The sequence below is a fragment of the Pseudomonas sp. ADAK2 genome, from assembly GCF_012935755.1.
GTDB lineage: Bacteria > Pseudomonadota > Gammaproteobacteria > Pseudomonadales > Pseudomonadaceae > Aquipseudomonas.
In genome coordinates this window covers 320,704-347,585 of the sequence record NZ_CP052862.1, presented here as the reverse complement: position 1 = coordinate 347,585, position 26,882 = coordinate 320,704, and the positions used below count along the sequence as shown (strand labels likewise).

Genomic DNA, 26,882 nt, shown 5'->3' with positions numbered 1-26,882 from the left:
AGAATCAGCCAGCCTTTTAAGGCGCCAATGTCCGTTTGAAGCTGTTTTCAAAGCGTCACGAGCACAGTCGTTCCTTCAGAGCGGAGTTGGCGATGGGTTTTTCCAGCGGGGAAAAGCCCAACGCCAACCCTCATCAGCTCCCCGTTCTGCAGGCGTAAAACTTTGAAAGCAGCTTCTGTAAGGAATTGTCGGTAATTCTGGCTAAGTGGCCCACAACGCCACGCAGCGCATGAGTACGGCAATTTCGGGATGAGCGTCCCGGACACCCATTTGGGACCACTGATGAGGGTAATAACTGTGCTTGAAGCCTACCGCAAACATATCGAAGAGCGTGCAGCACTGGGTATCGTTCCCCAGCCGCTTAACGCCGAACAAACTGCAGGCCTGGTCGAGCTGCTGAAGAATCCCCCGGCTGGCGAAGAAGCTTTCCTCGTTGACCTGATCACCAATCGCATTCCACCTGGCGTGGACGAAGCGGCCTATGTAAAGGCTGGTTTCCTGTCTGCCCTGGCCAAAGGCGAAGCAACTTCCCCTCTGATCGACAAGAAGCGCGCGGTTGAACTGCTCGGCACCATGCAGGGCGGCTACAACATCGTGACCCTGGTTGACCTGCTCGACAGCGCCGAACTGGCCCCAGTCGCTGCCGCTCAACTCAAGCACACCCTGCTGATGTTCGATGCGTTCCACGACGTCGCGGAAAAAGCCAAGAACGGCAACGAACACGCCAAAGGCGTGCTCCAGTCCTGGGCTGACGGCGAGTGGTTCAAGAACCGCCCTGTCCTGGCCGACAAGATCAGCCTGCGCGTGTTCAAGGTCACCGGTGAAACCAACACCGACGACCTGTCCCCTGCCCCGGACGCCTGGTCCCGCCCGGACATCCCGCTGCACGCCCTGGCCATGCTGAAAATGGCCCGTGAAGGCATCGTGCCTGACGCCCAAGGCGTGACTGGCCCGATGAAGCAGATCGAAGAAATGCGCGGTCAAGGCTTCCCGATCGCCTACGTCGGTGACGTGGTCGGTACCGGTTCGTCGCGTAAATCGGCAACCAACTCGGTGCTGTGGTTCTTCGGCGACGACGTTCCTAACGTGCCGAACAAGCGTGCTGGCGGTTTCTGCTTCGGCAGCAAGATCGCTCCAATCTTCTACAACACCATGGAAGATGCCGGCGCACTGCCAATCGAGTTCGACGTGACCAACATGAACATGGGCGACGTGATCGACCTGTACCCGCATGCTGGCAAAGTCTGCAAACACGGCACCGACGAAGTCCTGACCACCTTCGAAATGAAGACTCCGGTGCTGTTGGACGAAGTTCGCGCTGGCGGCCGTATTCCACTGATCATCGGCCGTGGCCTGACCGACAAGGCCCGTGCCGAACTGGGCCTGGGTCCTACCGATCTGTTCAAGCTGCCTGAAGCACCTGTCGACACTGGCAAGGGTTTCACCCTGGCACAGAAAATGGTCGGCAAGGCGTGCGGTCTGCCAGAAGGCAAAGGCGTTCGTCCTGGCACCTACTGCGAACCGAAGATGACCACCGTCGGTTCCCAGGACACCACCGGTCCTATGACCCGTGATGAACTGAAAGACCTGGCGTGCCTGGGCTTCTCGACCGATCTGGTCATGCAGTCCTTCTGCCACACCGCGGCCTATCCAAAGCCGATCGACGTGACCACCCACCACACGCTGCCAGACTTCATCATGACCCGCGGCGGCGTTTCCCTGCGTCCGGGCGACGGCATCATCCACTCGTGGTTGAACCGCATGCTGCTGCCGGACACCGTCGGTACCGGTGGTGACTCCCACACCCGTTTCCCGATGGGCATTTCGTTCCCGGCCGGTTCCGGTCTGGTAGCGTTTGCTGCTGCCACTGGCGTCATGCCGCTGGACATGCCGGAATCGATTCTGGTGCGCTTCAAAGGCAAGATGCAACCGGGCGTTACCCTGCGCGACCTGGTTCACGCCATTCCTTACTTCGCGATCCAGGCTGGCCTGCTGACCGTTGAAAAGAAAGGCAAGAAGAACGCGTTCTCCGGCCGCATTCTGGAAATCGAAGGCCTGGACAACCTGAGCATCGAACAGGCTTTCGAGCTGTCCGACGCCTCGGCTGAACGTTCGGCTGCCGGTTGCACCATCAAGCTGTCGAAAGATTCCATCACCGAGTACCTGAACTCCAACATCACCCTGCTGCGCTGGATGATCGGCGAAGGCTACGGCGATGCACGTACTCTGGAACGTCGCGCTCAAGCGATGGAAGCCTGGGTTGCCAATCCTGAGCTGATGGTTGCCGATGCTGACGCCGAATACGCGGAAATCATCGAAATCGACCTGGCCGACATCAAAGAGCCTGTGCTCTGCGCGCCAAACGATCCGGACGACGCCCGTCTGCTGTCCAGCGTTGCTGGCGAGAAGATCGACGAAGTGTTCATCGGTTCGTGCATGACCAACATCGGTCACTTCCGCGCTGCCGGTAAGCTGCTGGATCAGGTCAAGGGTCAGCTGCCAACCCGTCTGTGGCTGTCGCCGCCGACCAAAATGGACGCTCACCAGTTGACCGAAGAAGGCTACTACGGCATCTACGGCAAGGCTGGCGCTCGCATGGAAATGCCGGGTTGCTCGCTGTGCATGGGTAACCAGGCACGTGTAGAGCCGAACTCGACTGTGGTGTCGACGTCGACCCGTAACTTCCCGAACCGTCTGGGTGACGGCGCGAACGTCTACCTGGCTTCGGCTGAGCTGGCGTCCGTTGCTTCGATCCTGGGTCGCCTGCCGACCGTCGAGGAGTACATGGAATACGCTGGCAAGATCGACAGCATGGCGGCTGATGTCTACCGCTACCTGTCCTTCGACCAGATTGCCGAGTTCCGTGAAGCTGCTGCGAACGCCAACATTCCGGTCGTTCAAGCCTAACGCTGCAACGCAATAGAAAACGCCGCCCATCGCGAGATGAGCGGCGTTTTTTTATGCCGGCGCCAACGCGCACGCCTGTTGCACCGCACCATCAACACTCAGGCCGCTGAGAATGACCTGCTCCAGTTCCTGCACCGGCAACGTCGAGAGCACCGCTTTGGCTTCGTGCTTGAGCCGCGCCAAAATCAGCAATTTATCCTCGGCCCGCACCTGCAAAAAGAAGCCTTCCAGCACTTCGATACTGGTGCCGTCCAGGTCGGGGGATTCTTCCAGGCTGAGAATAATCGTATGCACCGGCGGCTGTGCATGGCGGGCCAGACGCAGCGCACCACCGAGAATGCGTTCCACGTTGGCGAAGAACAGTGCCTCGCTGGGCCGTACGATCAAGACCCCGGGGATTTGCCGGGCGTCCGGGTGACGTTGCACATCGACATAATCGTGACCGCCGCCCATTTGCCCCAACACTTGAATATCCGCCGACGACATCTGCTTGAGCATCAGCACCACGCTGATCACCACCGCCACCAGCAAGCCGTCCAGCACACCCAACACCAACACCGCCGCCACCGCGCAGATCACCAGCACCCGATCGCGGCGCCAGATGAAATAGCGGCCCAGCGGCTGCAGGCTCAAGCCGCGCGCCAAGGCATGAATGACGATGGCCGCCAGCACCGGCTCGGGGGTCAGGGCGATGTAGGGCAACATTGTCATAACGATCAGCAACACCACCAGCGCTGCAACTACGCCGGACAACCGCGAACCGGCACCCGCCGCCTCGTTGGCTGAGGTCGCGGAGTAACCAGCGCCCGCCGGCATGCCATGGAACAGGCCGGACAGCAGGTTCGCCGCGCCGAGGGCCAGCAAGTCGCGGTTCGACGACACGCGGTCGCCATGCTTCAAGGCGAAGGCACTGATCGAGCCGTAGGATTCGGCATACAGGATCATCACCATGGCAAACGCCAACTCCCCCAGGCGCAACCAGTCGGTAAACGGCAACACCGGCAACCGCGGCACTTCGAGGCTCAGGTCGATGACGCCGATCAGGTCCACGCCATAGGCTGGCAGATTCAGCCACTGGCTGGCCGCGATACCGAGCGCCACCACCAGTAAGCCACCCGGCACACGACGAAATCGCGCGCACAGCGCCAACACCAACAACGCCACGGCCGCAACCAACAGGCCGACGCGATTCCACTGCGGCCACTGTTCCAGCAGTTGCGGGACGAAACGGATCAGGTTGCCGTTGCTCAGGTGCACGTCAACGATGCTCGCTACCTGCTTGAGAATGATCGTCAGCGCCAGCCCGAGCGCAAAGCCACGCAGCACCGGTTTGGCGATGAACGAGGTAACGCTGCCGAGTTTCAGCAATCCGGCCAACAGGAAGAATCCACCGGTCACCAGTACCAAACCGATCGCCAACGACAGGCGCAGGGCCGAATCCCCGTTGGCCAGCGTGGCGGTGGCGGCGGCGAGAACGGCGGCAGAGGATGAAGTCGCGGACACGATGGCAAAACGGCTGGTACCCAGCAGCGCGTAGCACAGCAAACCGGCAAATAAGGCGATGACCCCAGCCTGGGGCGGCACCGCGGCGATGCTGGAATAGGCCACGGCCTCCGGCAACAGCAAACCGGCAATCGACAACCCGGCCAACAGGTCCTGCCAACGGTTGGGGGTAGCGGCACGGGGTTGCACCAAAGCGCCTTGAGCACGAGCCATGCAGCGTCTCCAGAGAAAGATCAACAGGCCGTCTACGACGCGTCAATGAAGGCTCTAGGGTAGCTGTTTATCCGGTGGGGTGTATGCGCTGGGTCAGCTGCTTTGCGAGAATCGGGCGTGATCGTTCCCACGCGGAGCGTGGGAACGATCAGTGGCTATCAGGCCGTCAGCGAATAGATCAACGCCGAAATCGCCACCAGGCCCACCGCCGTCACGAAGACGTTGGAGGCCTGACCGCGATAACGTGCCATGGCTGGCACTTTGCGGATCGCGTACATCGGCATCAGGAACAGGATGGCCGCGATGACCGGGCCGCCGAGGGTTTCGATCATGCGGAGGATGCTCGGGTTCCAGGTCGCGACGATCCAGCACACCACCAGCATGAACGCAGCGGTGATGCGGTCCAGGTTTTTAGGTGACGGGCGCGCGCCCGATTTGACGATCAGGCCCTTGAAGCCTTCGCTGGCGCCGATGTAGTGGCCCAGGAACGACTTGGAAATGGCCACGAAGGCAATCAACGGCGCCGCGAAGGCGATGGTCGGGTTGCTGAAGTGGTTGGCCAGGTACGACAGGATCGACAGGTTCTGACTCTTGGCTTCCGCGAGTTGCGCCGGGGATAGGGTCAGCACACAGCTAAAGACAAAGAACAGCACCATGACCACCATCAATAGGTGGGCACGGGACAGGATCTGCGAGCTGCGCTCTTCGGCGTGATCGCCGTAGCGACGCTTCTGGTCCACCGCGAACGCCGAGATGATCGGTGAATGGTTGAACGAGAACACCATCACCGGAATCGCCAGCCATAAGGTGCGCAGCAGTGCCGACGGCTCCGGCAGCGTGGACGCGGTGCTGAGAATGCCGCCGTTCCAGTGCGGAATCAGGAATACCGCGAGAAACAGCAGCGCCACGATAAACGGATAAACCATCAGGCTCATGGCCTTGACGATCATCTGCTCGCCACAGCGCACCACACCCAACAGGCCGAGGATCAGCACGAGCGACAGCACCCATCGGCGTGGCGGCTCAATGTGCATTTGATGCTCAAGGAAACTGCCCACGGTGTTGGTCAGCGCCACACTGTAAATCAACAGGATCGGGAAGATCGCCAGGAAGTACAGCAAGGTGATCATCGCGCCGGCGCTGATGCCGAAGTGTTCTTCCACCACTTCGGTAATGTCCGCGCCTTTGCGGCCGGACAACACGAAACGGGTCAGGCCACGGTGGGCGTAGAACGTCATGGGGAACGCCAGCACTGCCAGGATCATCAACGGCCAGAAGCCGCCCAGGCCCGCGTTGATCGGCAAAAACAACGTACCCGCCCCGATCGCCGTGCCAAACAGGCCGAGCATCCAGGTGGTGTCATGGCGATTCCAGCTTTCGAGGGTCGCTGGTGCCGCCGCTACATAGCGTTCGTCGACGCTATTGGCCTGATCATTCATCCGGTGGGATCTCCGCATTCCGGTCAGTTGCTACCCGGCCAGGACGAGTCGGAAAAATCCGACAGGCAGCGCCCTGGCCGAAACAGGGGCGCGATTGTCCGGGATTAATGAGCAGAAGCAAAGACTTAGCTGAGGAGCGGTTATGCGGATCAGACGGCAAAAGCGCCAGAGCCCGCAGTGGTAGCTACTCACAGGCTCGCTCTTACATCCACCTTGCGTCGGGAATCAATAGATGTTTTAAAAAATCTATTCAATAAAAGACATACGTCATGTATTTTCAATCTCACCTGCTGACCGGCAGCCCCACTCGCGGAGTCTTCCCATGCCACTCGTTCGCATCGACATCAAAAAACACCAGGACCCGACGTTCGCCAAGCGTGTGGGCAAGTTGATCTACGCGGCGATGCACAGCGCCATCGATGTTCCCGAGAACGATAATTTCCAGATCCTCGCCGAACACGATGAAAACCACTTCATCTACGACCCGACCTTCATGGGCATCAACCGCACGGACGGATTGGTGATCATCCAGATCACCCTGATGGAGGGCCGTACGACAGAGAAGAAAAAACTGCTCTACAAGACCATCGCCGAGAGCCTCAATACCGAGTTGGACGTGCGTCTGGAAGATGTGTTTATCAACCTGGTGGAGGTCAAGCGCGAAAACTGGTCGTTCGGCAATGGCATCGGTCAGTTTGCCGTTTAAACGGTCTAACCTTTCACATCGCCTCGGGAGTACCGTCATGAAACAGGCCGCGTATATCGCGTTCGCATTGCTCGGCCTGATCTGGGGCACCAACTTCATTTTCATGAAGTGGGCTGCCGCCTGGATTACCCCAACCCAAATCGTTTTTCTGCGAGTGTTATTCGGGTTCCTGCCAATCCTGATATTCGCCTTGGTGCGCCGAGGCCTCAGCTGGTCGCACTTGCGCCATAGTCATCACTTTCTGGTCATGGCTTTACTGGCGACGGTGATTTACTACTACGCGTTCGCCAAAGGCACGTCGCTGCTGTTGTCGAGCGTGGCCGGGATGCTCAGCGGCGCGATCCCGCTGTTTTCCTTCGTGACGGCGTGGCTGTTCCTGCGGGCCGAACCGCTGAATCGCCGCACAGCCTTCGGCATTTTCCTCGGGTTTATCGGGGTGATCCTCATCGCCCGACCGTGGAACAGCCTGGCGGCGGGGGTCGATGTCAGCGGCGTGTTGTATATGATTGCCGGCTCGCTGAGCGTCGGCTGCTCGTTCGTGTATGCGCGGCGTTTCATCACGCCCCTGGGCCTGTCGCCGCTGGCGCTGTCGACCTATCAAATTGGCTTGGCCCTGGTGTTGATCACGCTGATCACCGATATGCACGGCATGAGCGCAATCAGCGCCGACCCGGTGGCACTGACCGGTGTGATCTTGGGTTTAGGCCTGGCCGGCACCGGTATCGCCTACATCCTTTATTACTTTATCGTGCAACGCCTGGGCGCCCTCGCCGCTTCTGGCGTCACCTACATTCCGCCGGTGGTGGCCTTATTGATTGGCACCCTATTGGTGGGCGAACCGATCAAGAGCCTCGACCTGTTGGCGATGCTGCTGATTCTTGGCGGCGTCTATGTGCTGCAATCAGGCAAGAAAAACCCCACGATCCCGCCGACGGTCGCGCTGCAACCGAACACCTGAGTCCCCCCGTCAGGGAGACACGGCGCCGGTAGTTCCCTAAGATGCCGGCCATCGATACATCTAAAGAATGTGAGCCCGCCATGCCTCGAGTCTCCCGCAAACAAGCCGATCTCAACCGCGAAATCATCGTCGAGGCCGCCACGCGGCTGTTTCGCGAGCGCGGCCTGCATGGCATCAGCGTCGTCGATGTGATGGGCGCCGCCGGCCTGACCCATGGCGGTTTCTATGGGCATTTCGAGTCCAAGGAAGCCCTGGCCCGTGAGGCCGGAGGTCGGGCGTTCGAGCAATCGGCAGAACGCTGGAAAACCAGGATCGCCGAGCACGCTGACCAGAACGCCGCCCGGCACGCGCTGATCAAACCGTATTTGTCGGCCAGCAGCCGCGACAATCCCGGCGACAGCTGCCCGGTGGTCGCCTTTGCCGGGGACATGTGCCACGAAGCAGCCGATAGCGGTTTGCGCCAGACGTTCATGGACGGCCTCAACCGCCTGCTGGAATCCTACGGATCGCTGCTGAATTCAGGCGATGCCGACAGTGATCGACGCCAGGCGCTGGTGGAGTATTCACTGATGGTCGGCGCCCTGACCCTGGCCCGCGCCACCCGTGGGGACGTCTTGTCCGATGAGATTCTTGATGCAGCGCGGACCTTTCTGACAGCGGACAACGCCGTTGACAAGCCTGCAACGCCGACAGCATGATCGCCCCCATGAACTTTGCTGCGCTGAACCTCACCCGCACCAGCACCACGACCGCTTCCGGCGGGTCGTGGGGTGGCTGGCCGAGATAAATCCAGCGCAGTAGACCCAAGGCCCCGCCAGCAATGGACGGGGCCTTGTTGTTTCTCCCGTCCGTTCGGCACTTCACGGAGAAACACCTATGTCATCGGCACTTTTGATCATTGATATGCAGGTGGGCCTGTTCAGCGGCCCGGACCAGCCCCACGACGGCGAGCGAATACTGGCCAACATCCAGCAACTCATACGCCGTGCGCGAGCACTTGAAGTATCGATCTTTGCGGTCCGCCACACCGGGCCGCAAGGTTCTCCCATCGAGGCCGGCAGCCCCCTTTGGCAGTTGCTGCCCGCCCTGGAGCTGGATGCCAGCAGCGACAGCCTGTTCGACAAGTGCAAACCCAATGCTTTCTACGGAACAGCACTGGCAGAGCAACTGCGGGCCGGCGGGATCAACGAGCTGTTCATCGTCGGCATGAAAACCCAGTACTGCATCGACAGCACTTGCCGGGCCGCGGCCGACCTCGGGTTCAAACCGGTGCTGGTGGCCGATGCCCATACCTGCATGGACACGCCCGCGCTGCCGGCCCGGGCGATCATCGAGCACCATAATGCGACCTTGAACGGTGCGTTCGCCCAGGTCGTTTGCACGGCGGACATTGAATTTTGATCGATTGAAAAGATCGCCGGCTTCGCCAGCTCCTACACTGATTGCATTCGTCGACATTTTGCCGACAACCGCAATCCCGCAGGAGCTGCCGCAGGCTGCGATCTTTGATCTTTGCGGCGATCTTTGGTGATTGCCAAACCGCTCTGGAATCAGCAATCTGAAACGACTTTCGAGCCCCGACATTTCGATGCCCACAGGAGCCCAGCATGACTGCAACCGTTCTGGTATTGGTTGAAACCATCAATGACTACCTGCCTATTCTTGAACATCAGGGCTTTCACCTGATTCTGGCACCGACCCCTGCCGAGCGCGCCCAGGCCATCGCCACCCACGGTGCGCGCATCGATGCCGTGCTGACTCGCGGCCCGCTGGGGTTGTACAGAGAAGAAATCGCCGCCCTGCCCACCCTGAAAATCATCTGCGTGATCGGTGCCGGCTACGAACACGTCGACCTGCAAGCCGCCAGCGACCGCGGCATCACGGTCACCAATGGCGCCGGGGTCAATGCCTCTTCGGTGGCCGACCACGCCATGGCCTTGTTGCTGTCGCTGGTGCGCGATATTCCCCGGGCCGATGCCGCCGTGCGCCGTGGCGAATGGCCGAAAATCATGCGCCCATCCCTGGCCGGCAAGCGCCTGGGCATTCTCGGATTGGGGGCGGTCGGCCTGGCCATCGCCCAGCGTGCGGCCAATGGTTTCGACATGAGCGTGAGTTACCACAACCGTCAGCATCGCAGTAACGTGCCGTACAGCTACTGCTCGACGCCGACGGAACTGGCCCGGGCCTCGGATTTCCTGATCGTCGCCACGCCCGGCGGGCTGGGCACCCAGCACCTGATCAATCGTCAGGTGCTGGACGCGCTGGGGCCTAACGGTTTCCTGGTGAACATTGCCCGGGCCAGCGTCGTGGTCACGGCAGACCTGATCAGCGCGCTGGAGCAACGCAGGATCGGTGGCGCCGCACTCGACGTGTTCGACCATGAACCCAAGGTGCCCGATGCCCTCAAGGCCTTGACCAACGTGATTCTGACGCCCCATGTCGCCGGGCTGTCCCCGGAGGCCACCCAAGGCACCGTGGAGCTGGTGGGCAAAAACCTGCTGGCGTTCTTTGCCGGTCATCCGGTGCTGACGCCGATTGAGTTGCCGATTCCGATCCTCGCCCGGAGTGCGCCCTAAAGCACGCCCGACAGCGCCCACAGCCGTCGGGATAGCTCACCCAATCAAAGCTCCTTACTGGCAGCGCAGCATTCCCTGAGCCATAGCCTGCGCCGCCGCTTTTCGCACATCAGGAACGTTGATTATCCAGCAACACGCTAGCCTATAAGACCGGGCCGCGCTTGTGGCACGCCCGTCTCACCATTAGATTAGCCAATGATGTCTGGCCTCCAAAATAAGCAGAAGGGATAAGCATGGCGCTTACTGATCAGTCCACCCGTATCCGCTCCGGCGAAGAACTTGATGCCAGCCTGATCGATCCGTACCTCAAGGCCCATATTCCGGGCCTGAGCGGCTTGCCGGCGATCAGTCAGTTTCCCGGTGGCGCGTCGAACTTGACGTACCTGCTGGAATACCCCGAACAGGAATTCGTCCTGCGGCGCCCGCCGTTCGGCCACAAGGCCAAGTCCGCCCATGACATGGGCCGCGAGTTCCGCATTCTCAACCAGCTCAAGGACGGCTTCCCCTATTGTCCCAAGGCCTACGTGCACTGCACCGACGAATCGGTGATCGGTGCCGAGTTCTATGTGATGGAGCGGGTCAACGGCATCATCCTGCGCTCGGAACTGCCGCCGGAACTGGGCCTGGATTCGGCCAATACCGAAGCGCTGTGCAAAAGCTTCATCGACAAGTTCGTCGAACTGCACCGGGTCGACTACAAGGCTTGTGGCCTGGCCGATCTCGGCAAACCCGAAGGCTACGTGGCACGGCAGATCAAAGGCTGGAGCGAGCGCTACGAGAAGGCGCTGACCCCCGACGCGCCGCAGTGGGACGTGGTCAAGGCCTGGCTCAACGACAAAATGCCCGCCGACCACCCGACGTCGAGCATCGTCCACAACGACTACCGCTTCGACAACGTGATCCTCGACCCGAACAACCCGATGGACATCATCGGCGTGCTCGACTGGGAACTGACCACCCTCGGCGATCCGCTGATGGACCTGGGCAACACCCTCGCCTACTGGATCGAAGCCAGCGACCCGGCGCCGGTGCAACTGATGCGCCGCCAGCCGAGCCACGCGCCGGGCATGCTGACCCGCCGCGAGTTCGTCGATTACTACGCCGAACGCTCGGGCATCCAGATCGACAATTTCGACTTCTACTACACCTACGGCCTGTTCCGCCTGGCCGGCATCGTGCAGCAGATCTACTACCGCTTCTTCCATGGCCAGACCCAGGACAAACGCTTCGCGCAGTTCATTCACATGAACAAACTGCTGGAGCAGATGAGCTTGCAGGTCATCCAGAAATCCAGCCTCTGATCCAGGCCTCAAAACAAGACTTTTTATAAGAGAATCCCATGTCCAAGACTCAGTTGTTCGACCTCGACGGCAAGATCGCTTTCGTCTCCGGCGCCAGCCGTGGCATCGGTGAAGCCATCGCCAAACTGCTGGCCCAGCAAGGCGCTCATGTGATTGTTTCGAGCCGCAAACTGGACGGCTGCCAACACGTGGCCGACGCGATCATCGCCGCCGGCGGCAAAGCCACCGCCATCGCCTGCCACATCGGCGAAATGGAACAGATCACCCAAGTCTTCGCCGCCATCCGCGAGCAGTTCGGGCGCCTGGACATCCTGGTCAACAACGCTGCGACCAACCCGCAATTCTGCAACGTGCTGGACACCGACCTCAGCGCCTTCCAGAAAACCGTCGACGTCAACATCCGTGGCTACTTCTTCATGTCGGTAGAAGCCGGCAAGCTGATGCGCGACAACGGTGGCGGCAGCATCATCAACGTGGCGTCGATCAACGGCATCTCGCCGGGGATCTTCCAGGGCATCTACTCGGTGACCAAGGCGGCGGTGATCAACATGACCAAAGTCTTCGCCAAGGAATGCGCGCAATTCGGTATTCGCTGCAACGCGTTGCTACCGGGCCTGACCGACACCAAGTTCGCCTCGGCGCTGGTGAAGAACGATGCGATTCTGAAGACTGCTTTGCAGCAGATCCCGCTCAAACGCGTCGCGGATCCGAGTGAGATGGCGGGTGCGGTGCTTTATCTCGCCAGCGATGCATCGAGCTACACCACGGGGGTCTCCCTGAACGTAGATGGCGGTTTTCTGTCCTGATTCGATTCACCCGAACACAAAAAGGCAGCCTCGGGGCTGCCTTTTTTATTTCACGCCGTCACTCACTGATCGTTCCCACGCTCTGCGTGAGAATGCCTCTTCGGACGCTCCGCGTTCGGCTCTGGATGGGACGCGGAGCGTCCCGGGCTGCATTCCCACGCGGAGCGTGGGAACGATCAGCCGGAAGAAATATAAATTCTACCATTTGCTAATAACGAATATTTATTCCATAAATAGCCCTCCTGAAAACAAAAATCCAAAAGGACCCCGGCTATGCGCGAACTCGGTATCGGACTCATCGGCACAGGTTTCATGGGCCGTGCCCACGCCTTGGCGTTTCGCAATGTCAGCGCGGTTTTCGAACTGCCCCTGAAGCTTAAACTCGCCGCCCTGGCTGACGCTGATCCGCTGCGCGCCCGGCAATGCGCCGATGCCTGGGGTTTCGACAGCGCCCACAGCGACTGGCAACAGCTGATCGATGACCCGAAGGTCAATCTGATCGCCATCACCACCCCCAATCACCTGCACTACCCCATGGCCATGGCCGCCCTCGCCGCCGGCAAACCGGTGTATTGCGAAAAGCCCCTGGCCGTAAGCCTCCAACAGGCCGACGCCATGCGCCTGGCGGCCAAAGCCGCGGGCGTGGTGACGCGGGTCGGTTACAACTATCAGCACAACCCGATGATCGGCCTGGCGCAGGAGCTGATCGAGAACGGCGAACTGGGCAACATCATCAGTTTCCAGGGTGAGTTCAGCGAAGACTTCATGGCCGATGCCGCATCGCCCTGGTCCTGGCGTTGCGATGCCGAGCATGCCGGGGGTGCGCTGGCGGACCTGGGCAGTCACCTGCTGTCGATGGCCCGCTATCTGCTGGGCGATGTCGAGGCGGTGTGCGCCGATACCCAGACCGTGCACCGGCAACGCCCCGCCACTGCCGGCAGCCAGGAGCAACGCACCATCGCGGTGGACGATCAGGTCCATGCGCTGCTGCGGTTTGCCAATGGCGCCCGGGGCACGTTCAGCAGCAGTTGGCTCAAGCACGGTTACAAGAATCACCTGAGCTTCGAGATCAGCGGCACAAAAGGCACCCTCGCCTTCGATCAGGAACGCTTGAATGAATTGCGCCTGTTCCGCGCCGGGCAGGACGGCTTCCAGCGCTTGCTGGCGGGGCCGAACCTGCCGGGCTATGCAGCGTTCAGCCCGGCGGCCGGGCATCAACTGGGTTACAACGAACTGAAGACGCTGGAGGTGCATGACCTGGTGATGGCGTTGGCCGGGCTCAGCCAAGGGGGGACGGATTTCGAACAGGCGTGGGAAGTGGAACGGTTGGCGGCGGCGATTCGCTTGGCGGCGAACGAATCGCGTTGGGTCAGGATCGAGGAAGTGTAGGAATACCCGCCGCTCAAGACTGGCACTGAACCTGTGGCGAGGGAGGTTGCTCCCTCGCCACAGGGTTGTTCATCGCCTGCTGGATCTATTGAGTGACACACCGGGTGGTCGTGGTGGTTCGAGTCACCTGCTCGTCCATGCGCGCATCGCCCATCACATCGGTGTTATCCAGGGTCTGGCAGGTGCGTTCAGGCGGCGGTGGAGGTATGACGGGGGCCGGCGGCGGCGGACTGGCACAACCACTTGTAATCACCGCGCAAAAGGCGAGCGACAGCGGCATCAAAACGCGTTTCCCAAGACTCTTCATAGACAGACCTGCAGTGGCTGATCGACGTGTTTCCGCGACACGCAAACATCACCGCGCAGCCGCGGACCGGTCACAGAAAATAAGTACCACGCATTTCTTATAGCCTAGCTACCCGCCAATGCCAGTAAACGCCCTGGAACAGGCGGATAGGTCGATCACAAATGATGGGCTCGCCGGCACTGAGAATTGAGGTTCTACGAGGTTTCGGGCCGATGCAGGCCATTGCTCTCAAGCTCATAACGCAGCTCCTCGATCAACGCCACCACCGCCTCCGGTGTCCTGAGGTTGGCCACACTCAAACCACTGACCACCAGATCCACCTGCCCCGACACCGGGTGATAGAGCTTCACGGTCAAGGAGTTGTCCCCCGTGAGCGTGCACTCACAGGCCAGCGGCGAAAAACTCCGTTCCAGTTGAGTACGCAATTGCGCCAGATAAATCATCTTGATTCACCCAACCGACACGGCAAAATCGAAGACATTGTTGAACTGCTCGTGACTCATGTGCCTGTTCCTTTAGCTGTTTCGAAGGGGACGCGATAACGGTCCGGAGACGCTTATCGCACCCTCACAGATTAAGAACTGCGCCACGGTGCCAGAACATCCATTTGCACCGCTGTGACTAGTGCATTTGCACCTTATCGTTGCGCCTTTGGCCGCCACTCGGTGGAGAACAATCCACGCTCGCGCGCCCAGACAATCGCCTCACTGCGACTGTGCACATCCAGCTTGGAATACACCGTGGACACGTGATTGCGCACAGTGTTCGGCGCCAGTTTCAGGCGGGCGGCGATTTCCTTGTCGGCCAGGCCTTCGCAGATCAGCCCGAGCACATCGCGCTCCCGCGCCGTCAGGTCGGTGAACGACACGCTGGGCAACTTCGGCGAATTGACGTTCTTCACATTGGCGAGTTTTTCGATCAGGGTGCGGCTGAACCAGGAGGCGTCTTTCATCACCTCTTCAATTGCCGATACCAGCTCCAGTTCCGTGCGTTTGCGCTCGGTAATGTCCATGAACACCAGCAGGTAGCAGGGGCTGTCCTGAATGTTCACGGTGTCGGCCGAAACGGCGCACTCGATCAGCTCGGCGCCCTTCTTGCGCACCCGGACGTCGATGCGATCCAGGCTGCCGGCCTTCTCCAGCGCCGCAAACAAGCGCGTGCGCGCGCCCTTGTCGTCGATGAAGTCGATCTCGGTCACGGTCTTGCCGAGCACTTCTTCGCTGGGGTAAGCGAAGGTATCGAGGAAGGCTTCGTTGACGTCGATCACCAACTGGCTCTCGGCGCTGCACACCAGGGTGGGCACCGGCGTCAGGCGAAAGGCCTTGGCGAAGCGCTCCTCGCTCTGGCGCAAGGCAAGTTCGACCTTGTGCCGCGGCTCCATGTCGACAAAGGAAAACAACATGCAGTCTTCTTCATTGAGCTCCAGGGGTTGCCCGGCAACGACCACCTGTTTACTGCCGCCGTCGGGCAGCTTCAGCTCGGCCTGCATCTGCGGAATCGTCGCGTGCTGGCGCAGGCGTTCGATCGCCAGGTCTTTCTTTTCCGCGCCTTGCAGAATGTCCAGTTCATAGGTGGACACGCCGATCACTTGATCACGGGCGTAACCGGTCATTTCCAGGAAGCCCTGGTTGACCTTGATGTAACGCAAATCGCTGAGACGGCAGATCACCGCCGGGGCCGGGTTGGCGTTGAAGGTTTTCTCGAAACGCTGCTCGGCGCTGGCCCATTCGGTGACGTCATTCATGATCAGCACCAGGGACTCCGGCTCACCGGCACTGTCGGCCAACCCCATGCTGCGCACGCTGTGGACCCACATGCGCTCTTCATCGCCGGCCGGCATCACCTCCACCAATACATCGCTGAAAATCTCGCCCCGGGCGATGCGGTTGATCGGGTAATTGTCCGCGGGCACCGGGTGATTGTTGCGATAGCGCAAGGCGAAGCGCTTGGCGTACTCCCTGGCATTCGCCCCCAACTCACCGATCTCACTGACCCCGTGCATCGCCAGCGCGGCGTCATTGGCCCAGAGAATGGTCTGGTCAAGCTCCAACAGAATCACCCCGTCGGACAAACCGGCGATGATCTGCTGCAACTGACGACGATTGGTTTCGGTGGTCAGGACGTCCTGGCTCATTGGCTCTCCACAAAGTGCGGCGTCGCTTTCAAGCGCCGCCCTGTGAAGATTACGACCGCGGGGGGTGGCAATCGTGCAGCCGGATCAACGTGATCCTGATTGAACGCCGACTCTGTGGGGGCGGGCTTGCTCGGGACAGCGGTATGCCAGTCAACAGCGCTGTTGAATATGCAAGTCTGTTCGCGAGCAAGGCGAATCGTCGCATCCCCCCTCCCACAGTTTTGATGGATTGGACATCAAGCCGCCAGCTCACCATCGGCAATCGCCGCCGAAGCCACCAGCATCGCCCGCAACAACACCGCACACCCGGCCGCCAGATCATCCGGCGCGGCGTTTTCGATTTCGTTGTGGCTGATGCCGCCTTCGCACGGCACGAAGATCATCCCGGCCGGGCCGAGTTCGGCGAGGAAGATTGCGTCGTGCCCTGCTCCGCTGACGATGTCCATGTGCGACAAACCCAAACCTTGGGCGGCGCCGCGGACCGCTTCGACGCAGCCCTTGTCGAAATACAGCGGTGGGAAATCAGCGGTGGGTGTCAGCTCGAACGTGAGGCCGTGTTCCTCGCAGGTGGCTTCGATGACTTCGCGCACTTCAGCGATCATCGAGTCCAGGCGCGCCGGTTCCAGATGCCGGAAGTCGAGGGTCATGCGCACTTCGCCGGGAATGACGTTGCGTGAACCGGGGTAGGCTTGCAGGCAGCCGACGGTGCCGCAGGCGTGGGGTTGATGGCCGAGGGCGGCGCGGTTGACGGCGCCGACGATGACGGCGGCACCGACCAGGGCGTCCTTGCGCAGGTGCATCGGGGTCGGGCCGGCGTGGGCTTCGACGCCGCGCAGTTTCAGGTCGAACCATTTCTGGCCGAGGGCGCCCATGACGATGCCAATGGTTTTGTGTTCGTCTTCGAGGATCGGGCCTTGCTCGATGTGCGCTTCGAAGTAAGCACCGACCGCATGGCCGCTGACCTTGCGTGGGCCGGCGTAGCCGATGGCATTGAGTGCTTCGCCAACGGTGACGCCGTCGGCATCGACCTTGGCCAAGGTTTCTTCGAGGGTGAATTTTTCCGCAAACACCCCGGAGCCCATCATGCACGGGGCGAAGCGTGAACCTTCTTCGTTGGTCCAGACCACCACTTCCAGCGGCGCTTCGGTTTCCACGCCGAGGTCATTGAGGGTGCGCAGTACTTCGACGCCAGCGAGCACGCCGAAGCAGCCGTCGAACTTGCCGCCGGTGGGTTGGGTGTCGATGTGGCTGCCGGTCATCACCGGTGGCAGGTTCGGGTTGCGGCCGGGGCGGCGGGCGAAGATATTGCCGACGGCGTCGACAGTGACGGTGCAGCCGGCCTCCTCGCACCAGTTGACGAAAATGTCCCGGGCCTGGCGGTCGAGGTCGGTCAGGGCCAGGCGACACACGCCGCCCTTGACCGTGGCGCCGAGCTTGGCCAGTTCCATGAGCGACTGCCACAGGCGGTCGCGGTTGATGTGCTGATGGGTGGATTGCAGAACGTCTACGGCAGCGTTCATTGGGATCTCCTCAGGCAGTTCTTATGAGTTTCTTCAGGCAAATTTTTGATAGTTCCCACGCTCTGCGTGGGAATTCATCCATGGACGCTCTGCGTCCGCTTCTGGGACGCGGAGCGTCCCGGGCTGCGTTCCCACGCAGAGCGTGGGAACGATCATTACACCGGAGATTTCGCAACAGACGGGCTCGGGCGCATCGAACACAACCCGTAATAAATCAACCCGCCCAGCGCCGAGCCGGTAAACCAGCCATAGCTGTAGAACCAACTGAACGCATCGCTACCCAGCGACAGCAAGGTCAGCACCACCGGCACCCCAAAGGCGATAAAGCCAAACCAGTTCCACGCCGGGTACACGTCATCGCGATAGAGCCCGGCCAGGTCCAGTTGCTGTTTCTTGATCAGGAAATAGTCCACGACCATGATCCCGGCGATGGGCCCGAGCAGGCTGGAATAGCCGAGCAGCCAGTTGGAGTAAACGGTTTCCAGGCTCACGTCAGAGACGATCAGCCCGAGTTTTTTCAGCAGTTCATGGCCCATCAACAGCAACCCGACCACACCGGTCAACATCACGGCTTTGGTCCGATTAATGACCTTCGGTGCGATGTTCTGGAAGTCATTGGTCGGCGAGACGATGTTCGCTGCGGTGTTGGTCGACAACGTGGCGATGATGATCAGCGCCATCGCCACGGCAACCCAGACCGGGCTCTGGATATGCCCGATCAGGCTGACCGGATCGGAAACGGTCACGCCCACCAGTTTCACCGACGCCGCGGTCATCACCACACCGAGGGCGGCGAACAGGAACATGGTCAGGGGCAAGCCGAAAATCTGCCCGAGGATCTGGTCCTTCTGGCTTTTGGCATAGCGGCTGAAGTCGGGGATGTTCAGGGACAACGTGGCCCAGAACCCGACCATCGCCGTCAGCCCGGCAGCAAAATAACTGACCACGCTCGCGCCTTCAGGACGTTTCGGCGGGATCGCCAGCAACTCGGTCATCGACACATTGGGCATCGCCCACACCAGCAACCCGATGCCGACCGCCACCAACAGCGGCGCGGACAGGGTTTCCAACCATTTGATCGACTCGGCGCCGCGCAGCACCACCCACAGGTTCAGCGCCCAGAACACCATGAAACCGATCACTTCACCGGTGCCACCGAGGGATTTCCAGCCTTCGAAAACCGAGCCCAGGAACAAGTGAATGGCCAGGCCGCCAAACATCGTCTGGATGCCGAACCAGCCACAGGCCACCAGCGCCCGAATCAGACAGGGCACGTTCGAGCCGAGGATGCCAAACGACGAGCGCAGCAACACCGGGAACGGAATGCCGTACTTGGTGCCGGCGAAGGCGTTGAGGGTCAGCGGGATCAGGACGATGAGGTTGGCAAACAGTATCGCCAGCAACGCTTCGCCGACACTCAGGCCGAAATACGCGGTCAGCACGCCGCCGAGGGTGTAGGTCGGCACGCAGATCGACATACCGATCCACAGCGCGGTGATGTGCCATTTGTTCCAGGTTCGTTCGTGCACCTTGGTCGGTGCCATGTCGTGGTTGTAACGGGGACTGTCGAGGACGTCGGTGCCGGCTTCGAGCTCAAACAAGCCGTCGCGCTCGGTCACTTGCGATCTGATCTGTTGCATGGCCGCTCCACTGTTCTTTGAATTATTTTTGCTCATCAGGGGCTGGCGCCTGGGGGCACGAGCCGACGATGGCCGGAGGAACTGACAACTTTCATGGACCGGCCAAGGTGTCAGCGGCGGCATCAATAAACGTGCCGGGGTCCCCGCTGGCGCCTCGCGCCGTGCCATAAAACTTTGCTAAACAACTGATGTTCATCAGTTTTATTAATTCAACTATCGAGTCTTCGATTACTTGCCACATCACTCAGGCCGAATGCGCAGCAAGTTGTCGGAACCGTCAGGACTCAATCTGGTGCATCCCTCTTTTTTTCAAACTTGCGCATCAACCATAGACCATCCTCAAGCGGCTGATTTCACATAGGAAATCTGGTCTTTTTTTCGATCCTGTCAAGTGCGTCAAAATGGTGATTGGCCTCACCATTTTGGTGATTGTTGTTTTTAATCGTTATTTATCAACAACTTAATTACGATATAAGCTTATAAAAAATAATCTTGCTCATTCCATCAACACCAGCTAGCGTCTATTCCTGACAGCGCTGACAGGAATACACCTGTTTGCGTCGGCTTCATATAAAACATTTAGAACCGGCATAAGTCGGTCATGCCTGCGAGGAACTCGGAATGTCTCTGTTGATCCGTGGCGCCACCGTTGTTACCCATGATGAAAGTTACCGTGCTGATGTGTATTGCGCCGACGGCGTGATCAAAGCCATTGGTGAAAACCTCGATGTTCCGGCCGGTGCCGAAGTGCTCGACGGCAGCGGCCAATACCTGATGCCCGGCGGCATCGACCCCCACACTCACATGCAACTGCCCTTCATGGGCACGGTGGCCAGTGAAGACTTTTTCAGTGGCACGGCGGCGGGTCTGGCCGGGGGTACGACGTCGATCATCGACTTCGTGATTCCCAATCCGCAGCAGTCGTTGATGGAAGCCTTTCATCAGTGGCGCGGCTGGGCCGAGAAGTCGGCGTCGGATTACGGCTTCCATGTCGCGATCACCTGGTGGAGCGAGCAGGTGCGCGAGGAAATGGCCGAACTGGTCAGCCATCACGGCATCAACAGCTTCAAGCATTTCATGGCCTACAAGAACGCGATCATGGCCGCCGACGACACCCTGGTGGCGAGTTTCGAGCGCTGCCTGGAACTCGGCGCGGTGCCGACCGTGCATGCGGAAAACGGTGAGTTGGTCTATCACCTGCAACGCAAGTTGATGGCCCAAGGGATTACCGGCCCGGAAGCGCATCCGCTGTCGCGACCGTCGCAAGTGGAGGGTGAAGCCGCGAGCCGGGCGATTCGCATTGCCGAAACCATCGGCACGCCGTTGTACATGGTTCATGTCTCGACCAAGGAAGCCCTCGACGAAATCACTTACGCCCGCAGCAAGGGGCAGCAGGTCTACGGTGAAGTGCTCGCCGGGCATTTGCTGCTGGACGACAGCGTCTATCAACACCCGAACTGGCAGACCGCCGCCGGTTACGTGATGAGCCCGCCCTTCCGCCCTCGCGGTCATCAAGAGGCGCTGTGGCACGGCCTGCAATCGGGCAACCTGCACACCACCGCTACCGACCACTGCTGCTTCTGTGCCGAGCAAAAAGCCGCCGGGCGTGACGACTTCAGCAAGATCCCGAATGGCACCGCCGGTATCGAAGACCGTATGGCGGTGCTCTGGGATGAAGGGGTGAACACCGGGCGCTTTACGATGCAGGACTTCGTCGCCCTCACCTCCACCAACACCGCGAAGATCTTCAACCTCTACCCACGCAAAGGCGCAATCCGTATCGGTGCCGATGCCGACCTGGTGCTGTGGGATCCGGAAGGTACGCGGACCATCTCCGCCAAGACCCACCATCAGCAGGTGGACTTCAACATCTTCGAAGGCAAGACCGTGCGCGGCGTGCCCAGCCATACCATCAGCCAGGGCCGCGTGGTCTGGGCCGATGGCGACCTGCGCGCCGAGCGTGGGGCCGGGCGGTATGTCGAACGGCCGGCGTATCCGGCGGTGTTTGATTTGCTGAGTAAACGGGCCGAGTTGAACAAACCGGTTGCCGTCAAGCGCTGACCCCTGTGGCGAGGGAGCTTGCTCCCGCTGGCCTGCGTAGCAGGCCCAACACCTGTCGACCCTGAGTGTCAGGAGTATTCAATCGACTGGATTTGGGGCGGCTTCGCCACCCAGCGGGAGCAAGCTCCCTCGCCACAGGTCATGCATGAATACCCAATGCCCACCAGAGGCAGACACCTCAAAAACCATGAGGCCTTAAACCGTGATCAAGACCCTGAACCACCTCCCGCATCCCTTCGAGAATGCGGCCGCCCTCGCCGGCCATTTCACCGACCTGGCGCCGCCGCTCAACGACCGTCAGGCGCATCTGGAAGCCTCGCGCTGTCTGTATTGCTACGACGCGCCGTGCGTGAATGCCTGTCCGAGCGAGATCGATATTCCATCGTTCATCCGCAATATCCATCAGGAAAACGTCCAGGGCGCCGCGCAGAAAATCCTCTCCGCGAACATCCTCGGCGGCAGTTGTGCCCGGGTTTGCCCGACGGAAATCCTGTGTCAGCAGGCCTGTGTGCGCAACAACGACCACGAGTGCGCACCGGTGTTGATCGGCCTGCTGCAACGCTACGCCGTGGACAACGCACACTTCAGCGAACACCCGTTCCAGCGCGCTGCCGCCACCGGCAAGCGCATCGCGGTGGTGGGTGCCGGCCCCGCCGGTTTGTCCTGCGCTCACCGCAGCGCGATGCACGGCCATGACGTGGTGATTTTCGAAGCCAGGGAAAAGGCCGGTGGCCTCAATGAATACGGGATCGCCAAGTACAAGCTGGTGGACGACTACGCGCAGAAGGAACTGGATTTCCTCCTGCAAATCGGCGGCATCGAAATCCGTCACGGGCAGAAGCTCGGCGAGAACCTGACCCTGAGCGAACTGCACCAGCAATTCGACGCAGTGTTTCTCGGCCTTGGCCTGGCCGCCAGCAAACAACTGGGGCTGGACCACGAAGATGCGCCGGGCCTGGTCGCCGCCACCGATTACATCCGCGAACTGCGCCAGGCCGATGACCTGACGCAACTGCCGCTGGCCGACCGTTGCATCGTCCTCGGCGCCGGCAACACGGCGATCGACATGGCCGTGCAAATGGCCCGTCTCGGGGCCCGTGATGTGAATCTGGTCTATCGCCGTGGCGTCGAGGACATGGGCGCCACCGGTCACGAACAGGACATCGCCAAGGCCAATCAGGTGCGTCTGCTGACCTGGGCGCAACCGGAAGAAGTGTTGCTCGACGATCAAGGCAACGTGCGCGGCATGCGTTTCGCTCGCACGCACATGGTCGACGGTCGCCTGCAAACCACCGGGCAAACCTTTGAGCTGGCCGCCGACGGGATCTTCAAAGCCATCGGCCAGGCTTTCGACGGCAGCGCCCTCGCCGACCCGCTGGCCCGGGAACTCAAGCGTCAGGGCGAGCGCATCCAGGTCGATGAAAACCTGCGCACCAGCATCCCCGGCGTGTATGCCGGTGGCGACTGCACCAGCCTCGATCAGGACCTGACCGTGCAAGCGGTGCAGCACGGCAAACTCGCCGCAGAAGCGATCAACGCCCAACTCATGCTCAACGTGGAGGCTGCGTAAATGGCCGATCTCTCGATTGTCTTCGCCGGCATCAAAGCCCCCAATCCGTTCTGGCTGGCCTCCGCGCCGCCGACCGACAAAGCCTACAACGTGGTCCGCGCCTTCGAAGCTGGCTGGGGCGGCGTGGTCTGGAAAACCCTGGGTGAAGACCCGGCGGCGGTCAATGTGTCTTCGCGGTACTCGGCGCACTTTGGTGCCAACCGCGAAGTGATGGGCATCAACAACATCGAGCTGATCACCGACCGTTCGCTGGAGATCAACCTGCGGGAAATCACCCAGGTCAAAAAGGATTGGCCGGACCGCGCGTTGATCGTGTCGCTGATGGTGCCGTGTGTCGAAGAGTCGTGGAAATTCATCCTGCCGCTGGTGGAAGCCACTGGCGCCGACGGCATCGAACTGAACTTCGGTTGCCCCCACGGCATGCCGGAACGTGGCATGGGTGCAGCGGTCGGTCAGGTGCCGGAATACGTCGAACAAGTCACTCGTTGGTGCAAGACCTATTGCTCGCTGCCGGTGATCGTCAAGCTCACGCCGAACATCACCGACATCCGCGTCGCCGCCCGAGCGGCCCACCGTGGTGGCGCCGATGCAGTGTCGCTGATCAATACGATCAATTCGATTACCAGCGTCAACCTGGAGCAAATGGTCGCCATCCCCACCGTCGGCCACCAAAGCACCCACGGCGGTTATTGCGGCTCGGCGGTGAAGCCGATTGCGCTGAACATGGTCGCCGAAATCGCCCGCGACCCGCAGACCCAAGGCTTGCCAATCTGCGGCATTGGCGGCATCGGCAGTTGGCGCGACGCGGCGGAATTCATCGCTTTGGGCAGTGGCGCGGTGCAGGTGTGCACGGCGGCAATGCTGCATGGCTTCCGGATTGTCGATGAAATGAAGGACGGTTTATCACGCTGGATGGACAGTCAGGGTTACGCCAGCATCGCGGACTTTTCCGGACGCGCGGTGGGCAATACCACGGATTGGAAATACCTGGATATCAACTATCAGGTGATTGCGAAGATTGATCAGGAGGCGTGTATTGGTTGCGGGCGTTGCCATATTGCCTGCGAGGACACGTCGCACCAGGCCGTGGCCAGCATCAAGCAAGCTGATGGCACGCATAAATATGAAGTGATTGATGATGAGTGTGTGGGGTGCAATTTGTGCCAGATCACCTGCCCGGTGGAGGATTGCATCGAGATGGTGCCGATGGATACCGGCAAGCCGTTTCTGGATTGGAATCATGATCCACGCAATCCCTACCACGTCGCGCCGTAACTGATCGTTCCCACGCTCTGCGTGGGAATGAGGCCCGGGACGCTCCGCGTCCCAATGGAACGCGGAGCGTGGGAACGATCGGGTTAGGGCTCCAACCCAATCCCGCGCAATATCACGCTGGTCACCGTCTGCACTGCCCGTTCGAACTGCATGTCCGACAGCGGCTGGTGCTCGTTCAGAATATTCACCTGATGATCAAAATCCGCGTAATGCTGGGTCGAGGCCCAGATCATGTACAGCAGCGCTGAAGGTTCCACCGGCAAAATGCGTTTGTCCTCGACCCACTGGCGAATTTTCGCCTCTTTCATCTTGGCCCAGTCATACAGACTGGCGTCCAGCGCCTCGCCCAACGTCGGCGCACCGTGAATAATCTCGTTGGCCCAGACTTTCGACCCGTACGGCCGGCTGCGGGAATGGTTCATCTTGGCGCGGATGTAGCTGCTGAGCACCACCCGCGGGTCGTCGAACATCTCGAAGCACAAGGCGTCCTGCTTCCACACTTCCAGCAGGTCAAACAATACCGCGCTGTACAGCTCGCCCTTGGTGCTGAAGTAGTAATGCAGGTTGGAGCGCGGCAGTTGCACCTCGGCGGCGATGTCGGCCATGGCGGTGCTGCCGAAGCCTTTTTCGGCGAAGACCTTTTCGGCCCCGAGCAGGATTTTTTCGACGTTACTGCGACGGATCTCGATCTTGTGATTGCCCATGAGGGCTCCCTGACAACAGCGTTGTCCAAGACTAGCATCCGCTCTGGATCGGGGCGACAGACCTTTTTTCACTTTCCCGGGGAAAACCGATTGGGTAGCATCCGCCGCTCTTTTTCCACCGCAATGGATCACCCACCGTGAACATTCGACCCCGCGTCGCCACCGACGATGCCGCCCTCGCCGCCCTGTGGGAACGCTCAGTGCGCGCGACCCACGATTTTCTCAGTGAAGACGATATTCAATTCTTCCTGCCGCTGGTGCGCGATGCCTACCTCCCGGCGCTGACGGTGTGGGTCGGCGAAGACCCGGAAGGCACGCCCGCCGGCTTCATCGCCACCGGCGGCGACACCGTGGAAATGCTGTTTATCGAACCGGCGCAACGGGGCCGGGGCATCGGCCGACAGTTGCTCGACCATGTCAAAGCGCTGCACAAAACCCTGAGCGTCGACGTCAACGAACAGAATCCCCAGGCCCACGGCTTCTATCTGCACTATGGTTTTGAACAGACCGGCCGTTCGCCCACCGATGGCGAAGGTCGGCCGTTCCCCATCATTCACCTGGCACTGCGACCGGCGTAAACATTCCCCGGCGCATCCCGTTCATGCTTAAGTGACGCCCATTAATCTGCCCAGAAGGTAACTGACCATGCTGCTGAAAAAAGCCCTGACCTCCGCCGCCCTGCTCGGCTCGCTGCTCGCCGCATCCTCGGTGTTCGCCCACGCCCATCTGAAAAGCCAGACCCCGGCCGCCGACAGCACCGTGGCCGCGCCGACTGAATTGCGCCTGGTGTTTTCCGAAGGCGTTGAAGCGACCTTCACCAAAGTGACGATCAAAAAGGACGGTGCCGATGTCCCGGTGAAAAACCTGACCACCGAAGGCAGCGACAAGAAAACCCTGATCGTCACACCGGCCGTACCGTTGACCGCCGGTGCCTATAAAGTCGAATGGCACGCGGTGTCGGTCGACACCCACAAAAGCGAAGGCGCCTACAGCTTCAAGGTTGGCCAGTAATTCATGACCGACGCGCTGGTGCTGTGCCGCTTCCTGCATTTTGTGGTGGTGTTGATGCTGTTCGGGGCCTGGGTGTTCCAGCCCTTGCTGTTGAACGCTGACACTCTGGGTCGGCGCCTGATGCGCATCACCCGTTGGCTGACCGCCGTGGCACTGGTCAGTGGTGTGACCTGGCTGCTGCTGATCACCGCGAGCATGGCCGGGGCCTGGAGCGCGGCTTTCGATCCGTCGACCCTGGGCCTGGTGCTGCGCAATACGTTTTTCGGCCAGGTGTGGAGTTGGCACTTGCTGCTCAATGCCGTGCTGATGGTTTTGCTGCTGACGCCATTGCATTCGAATGCGTCGCTGAGACTGGTCGTGAGCGGCTTGCTGCTCGCGACCCTGGCGCCGGTCGGCCATGGCGCGATGCTCGACGGACTCAGCGGCCAATTGCTGATCCTTAACCAGATCATCCACCTGACCTGCGTCGGTGCCTGGCTGGGCGGGTTGCTGCTGTTGGTGATGATCCTGCGGCAGCCGAACGGCCACGCGTTGAGCACGGTACTGCGACGTTTCAGTGGAGTCGGTTATGGCTTGGTCGCGGGGTTGGTGATCACCGGGTTGATCAACGTCCGCGTGCTCACCGGGGCGTTCTGGCCGACGCCGTTGCTGTCCGGGTTTGCCTTGATTCTGTTGATCAAGGTCGTGCTGGTGGCGGTGATGCTGGGGCTGGCGCTGTTCAATCGGTTGCGGATCAAGGATTGCGAGCAGCGGGTTGGCGCGCTTAAAACCAGTGTGATGCTGGAATGGTTGTTGGGGATGGGTGCAGTGGCGGCGGTTTCGCTACTGGGCACCCTGCCGCCGATGATTGCCGGTTAGGGGT

General features: G+C 60.5%; 22 protein-coding genes. 15 read left to right on the top strand and 7 right to left on the bottom strand.

Going from position 1 to position 26,882, the window contains the following annotated elements; all coding sequences use genetic code 11:
- Positions 1-297 precede the first annotated feature (297 nt).
- Positions 298-2,907, top strand: a complete 2,610-nt coding sequence (gene acnB, locus HKK52_RS01705; RefSeq protein ID WP_169374155.1) for a bifunctional aconitate hydratase 2/2-methylisocitrate dehydratase — start codon at positions 298-300, stop codon at positions 2,905-2,907.
- 51 nt (positions 2,908-2,958) lie between these two features.
- Here the strand turns inward: acnB and HKK52_RS01700 are convergent, their stop codons facing one another.
- Positions 2,959-4,623 carry a SulP family inorganic anion transporter gene (locus tag HKK52_RS01700; protein WP_169369044.1) on the bottom strand — a complete coding sequence of 555 codons (1,665 nt, stop codon included), beginning with the start codon at positions 4,621-4,623 and terminating at the stop codon, positions 2,959-2,961.
- Between the two features lie 158 nt (positions 4,624-4,781).
- Positions 4,782-6,062 (bottom strand): serine/threonine transporter, encoded by a 1,281-nt coding sequence (locus tag HKK52_RS01695; RefSeq protein WP_169369043.1) that lies wholly within the window; start codon positions 6,060-6,062, stop codon positions 4,782-4,784.
- Positions 6,063-6,384: 322 nt separating this feature from the next.
- On the opposite strand from HKK52_RS01695, the gene HKK52_RS01690 reads away from it, so the two are divergent.
- From HKK52_RS01690 to HKK52_RS01655, 8 genes are all read left to right on the top strand, one after another.
- Positions 6,385-6,768, top strand: coding sequence for a tautomerase family protein (locus HKK52_RS01690; protein ID WP_169369042.1), 384 nt, complete (start codon positions 6,385-6,387; stop codon positions 6,766-6,768).
- A gap of 37 nt (positions 6,769-6,805) precedes the next feature.
- Positions 6,806-7,726 (top strand): DMT family transporter, encoded by a 921-nt coding sequence (locus tag HKK52_RS01685; protein ID WP_169369041.1) that lies wholly within the window; start codon positions 6,806-6,808, stop codon positions 7,724-7,726.
- An 80-nt stretch (positions 7,727-7,806) separates the two neighbouring features.
- The gene (locus tag HKK52_RS01680; protein ID WP_169369040.1) at positions 7,807-8,424 is read left to right on the top strand and encodes a TetR/AcrR family transcriptional regulator; all 618 of its coding nucleotides are present in this window, start codon (positions 7,807-7,809) and stop codon (positions 8,422-8,424) included.
- Positions 8,425-8,602: 178 nt separating this feature from the next.
- Entirely contained in the window at positions 8,603-9,127 is a 525-nt protein-coding gene (locus HKK52_RS01675; RefSeq protein ID WP_169369039.1) for a cysteine hydrolase family protein, read from the top strand.
- 206 nt (positions 9,128-9,333) lie between these two features.
- Positions 9,334-10,302 carry a 2-hydroxyacid dehydrogenase gene (locus tag HKK52_RS01670; protein ID WP_169369038.1) on the top strand — a complete coding sequence of 323 codons (969 nt, stop codon included), beginning with the start codon at positions 9,334-9,336 and terminating at the stop codon, positions 10,300-10,302.
- A gap of 233 nt (positions 10,303-10,535) precedes the next feature.
- A complete protein-coding gene (locus HKK52_RS01665; RefSeq protein ID WP_169369037.1) occupies positions 10,536-11,603 on the top strand; it encodes a phosphotransferase family protein in 1,068 nt (355 codons plus the stop codon).
- Between the two features lie 38 nt (positions 11,604-11,641).
- The gene (locus HKK52_RS01660; RefSeq protein WP_054047414.1) at positions 11,642-12,409 is read left to right on the top strand and encodes an SDR family oxidoreductase; all 768 of its coding nucleotides are present in this window, start codon (positions 11,642-11,644) and stop codon (positions 12,407-12,409) included.
- A 273-nt stretch (positions 12,410-12,682) separates the two neighbouring features.
- A complete protein-coding gene (locus HKK52_RS01655) occupies positions 12,683-13,798 on the top strand; it encodes a Gfo/Idh/MocA family protein (RefSeq protein ID WP_169369036.1) in 1,116 nt (371 codons plus the stop codon).
- Between the two features lie 501 nt (positions 13,799-14,299).
- Here HKK52_RS01655 and HKK52_RS01650 read toward each other — a convergent pair.
- From HKK52_RS01650 to HKK52_RS01635, 4 genes are all read right to left on the bottom strand, one after another.
- Positions 14,300-14,548, bottom strand: coding sequence for a DUF1652 domain-containing protein (locus tag HKK52_RS01650; protein WP_169369035.1), 249 nt, complete (start codon positions 14,546-14,548; stop codon positions 14,300-14,302).
- Positions 14,549-14,742: 194 nt separating this feature from the next.
- On the bottom strand, positions 14,743-16,239 hold the full coding sequence (locus tag HKK52_RS01645) for a helix-turn-helix transcriptional regulator (RefSeq protein ID WP_169369034.1): 1,497 nt from the start codon (positions 16,237-16,239) through the stop codon (positions 14,743-14,745).
- A 236-nt stretch (positions 16,240-16,475) separates the two neighbouring features.
- Positions 16,476-17,759, bottom strand: a complete 1,284-nt coding sequence (locus tag HKK52_RS01640) for a Zn-dependent hydrolase (RefSeq protein WP_169369033.1) — start codon at positions 17,757-17,759, stop codon at positions 16,476-16,478.
- 155 nt (positions 17,760-17,914) lie between these two features.
- Positions 17,915-19,399 carry an NCS1 family nucleobase:cation symporter-1 gene (locus HKK52_RS01635; RefSeq protein ID WP_169369032.1) on the bottom strand — a complete coding sequence of 495 codons (1,485 nt, stop codon included), beginning with the start codon at positions 19,397-19,399 and terminating at the stop codon, positions 17,915-17,917.
- 621 nt (positions 19,400-20,020) lie between these two features.
- Between HKK52_RS01635 and hydA the strand changes: the two genes are divergently transcribed.
- From hydA to preA, 3 genes are all read left to right on the top strand, one after another.
- Complete coding sequence (gene hydA / locus HKK52_RS01630) at positions 20,021-21,460, top strand: dihydropyrimidinase (protein WP_169369031.1); 1,440 nt, start codon at positions 20,021-20,023, stop codon at positions 21,458-21,460.
- 202 nt (positions 21,461-21,662) lie between these two features.
- The gene (locus HKK52_RS01625) at positions 21,663-23,030 is read left to right on the top strand and encodes an NAD(P)-dependent oxidoreductase (RefSeq protein WP_169369030.1); all 1,368 of its coding nucleotides are present in this window, start codon (positions 21,663-21,665) and stop codon (positions 23,028-23,030) included.
- Positions 23,031-24,305 (top strand): NAD-dependent dihydropyrimidine dehydrogenase subunit PreA, encoded by a 1,275-nt coding sequence (preA, locus tag HKK52_RS01620; protein WP_169369029.1) that lies wholly within the window; start codon positions 23,031-23,033, stop codon positions 24,303-24,305.
- 83 nt (positions 24,306-24,388) lie between these two features.
- Here preA and HKK52_RS01615 read toward each other — a convergent pair whose 3' ends face one another.
- Positions 24,389-25,009, bottom strand: a complete 621-nt coding sequence (locus HKK52_RS01615) for a TetR/AcrR family transcriptional regulator (protein ID WP_169369028.1) — start codon at positions 25,007-25,009, stop codon at positions 24,389-24,391.
- 137 nt (positions 25,010-25,146) lie between these two features.
- On the opposite strand from HKK52_RS01615, the gene HKK52_RS01610 reads away from it, so the two are divergent.
- The 3 genes from HKK52_RS01610 (at position 25,147) to copD (ending at position 26,878) form a co-directional block, all read left to right on the top strand.
- Positions 25,147-25,587: an acetyltransferase gene (locus tag HKK52_RS01610; protein ID WP_169369027.1), complete on the top strand. Its 441-nt coding sequence runs from the start codon at positions 25,147-25,149 to the stop codon at positions 25,585-25,587.
- A gap of 67 nt (positions 25,588-25,654) precedes the next feature.
- A complete protein-coding gene (gene copC, locus HKK52_RS01605) occupies positions 25,655-26,020 on the top strand; it encodes a copper homeostasis periplasmic binding protein CopC (protein ID WP_169369025.1) in 366 nt (121 codons plus the stop codon).
- A 3-nt stretch (positions 26,021-26,023) separates the two neighbouring features.
- Positions 26,024-26,878 carry a copper homeostasis membrane protein CopD gene (gene copD / locus HKK52_RS01600; protein ID WP_169369023.1) on the top strand — a complete coding sequence of 285 codons (855 nt, stop codon included), beginning with the start codon at positions 26,024-26,026 and terminating at the stop codon, positions 26,876-26,878.
- The last annotated feature ends 4 nt before the right edge of the window (positions 26,879-26,882 follow it).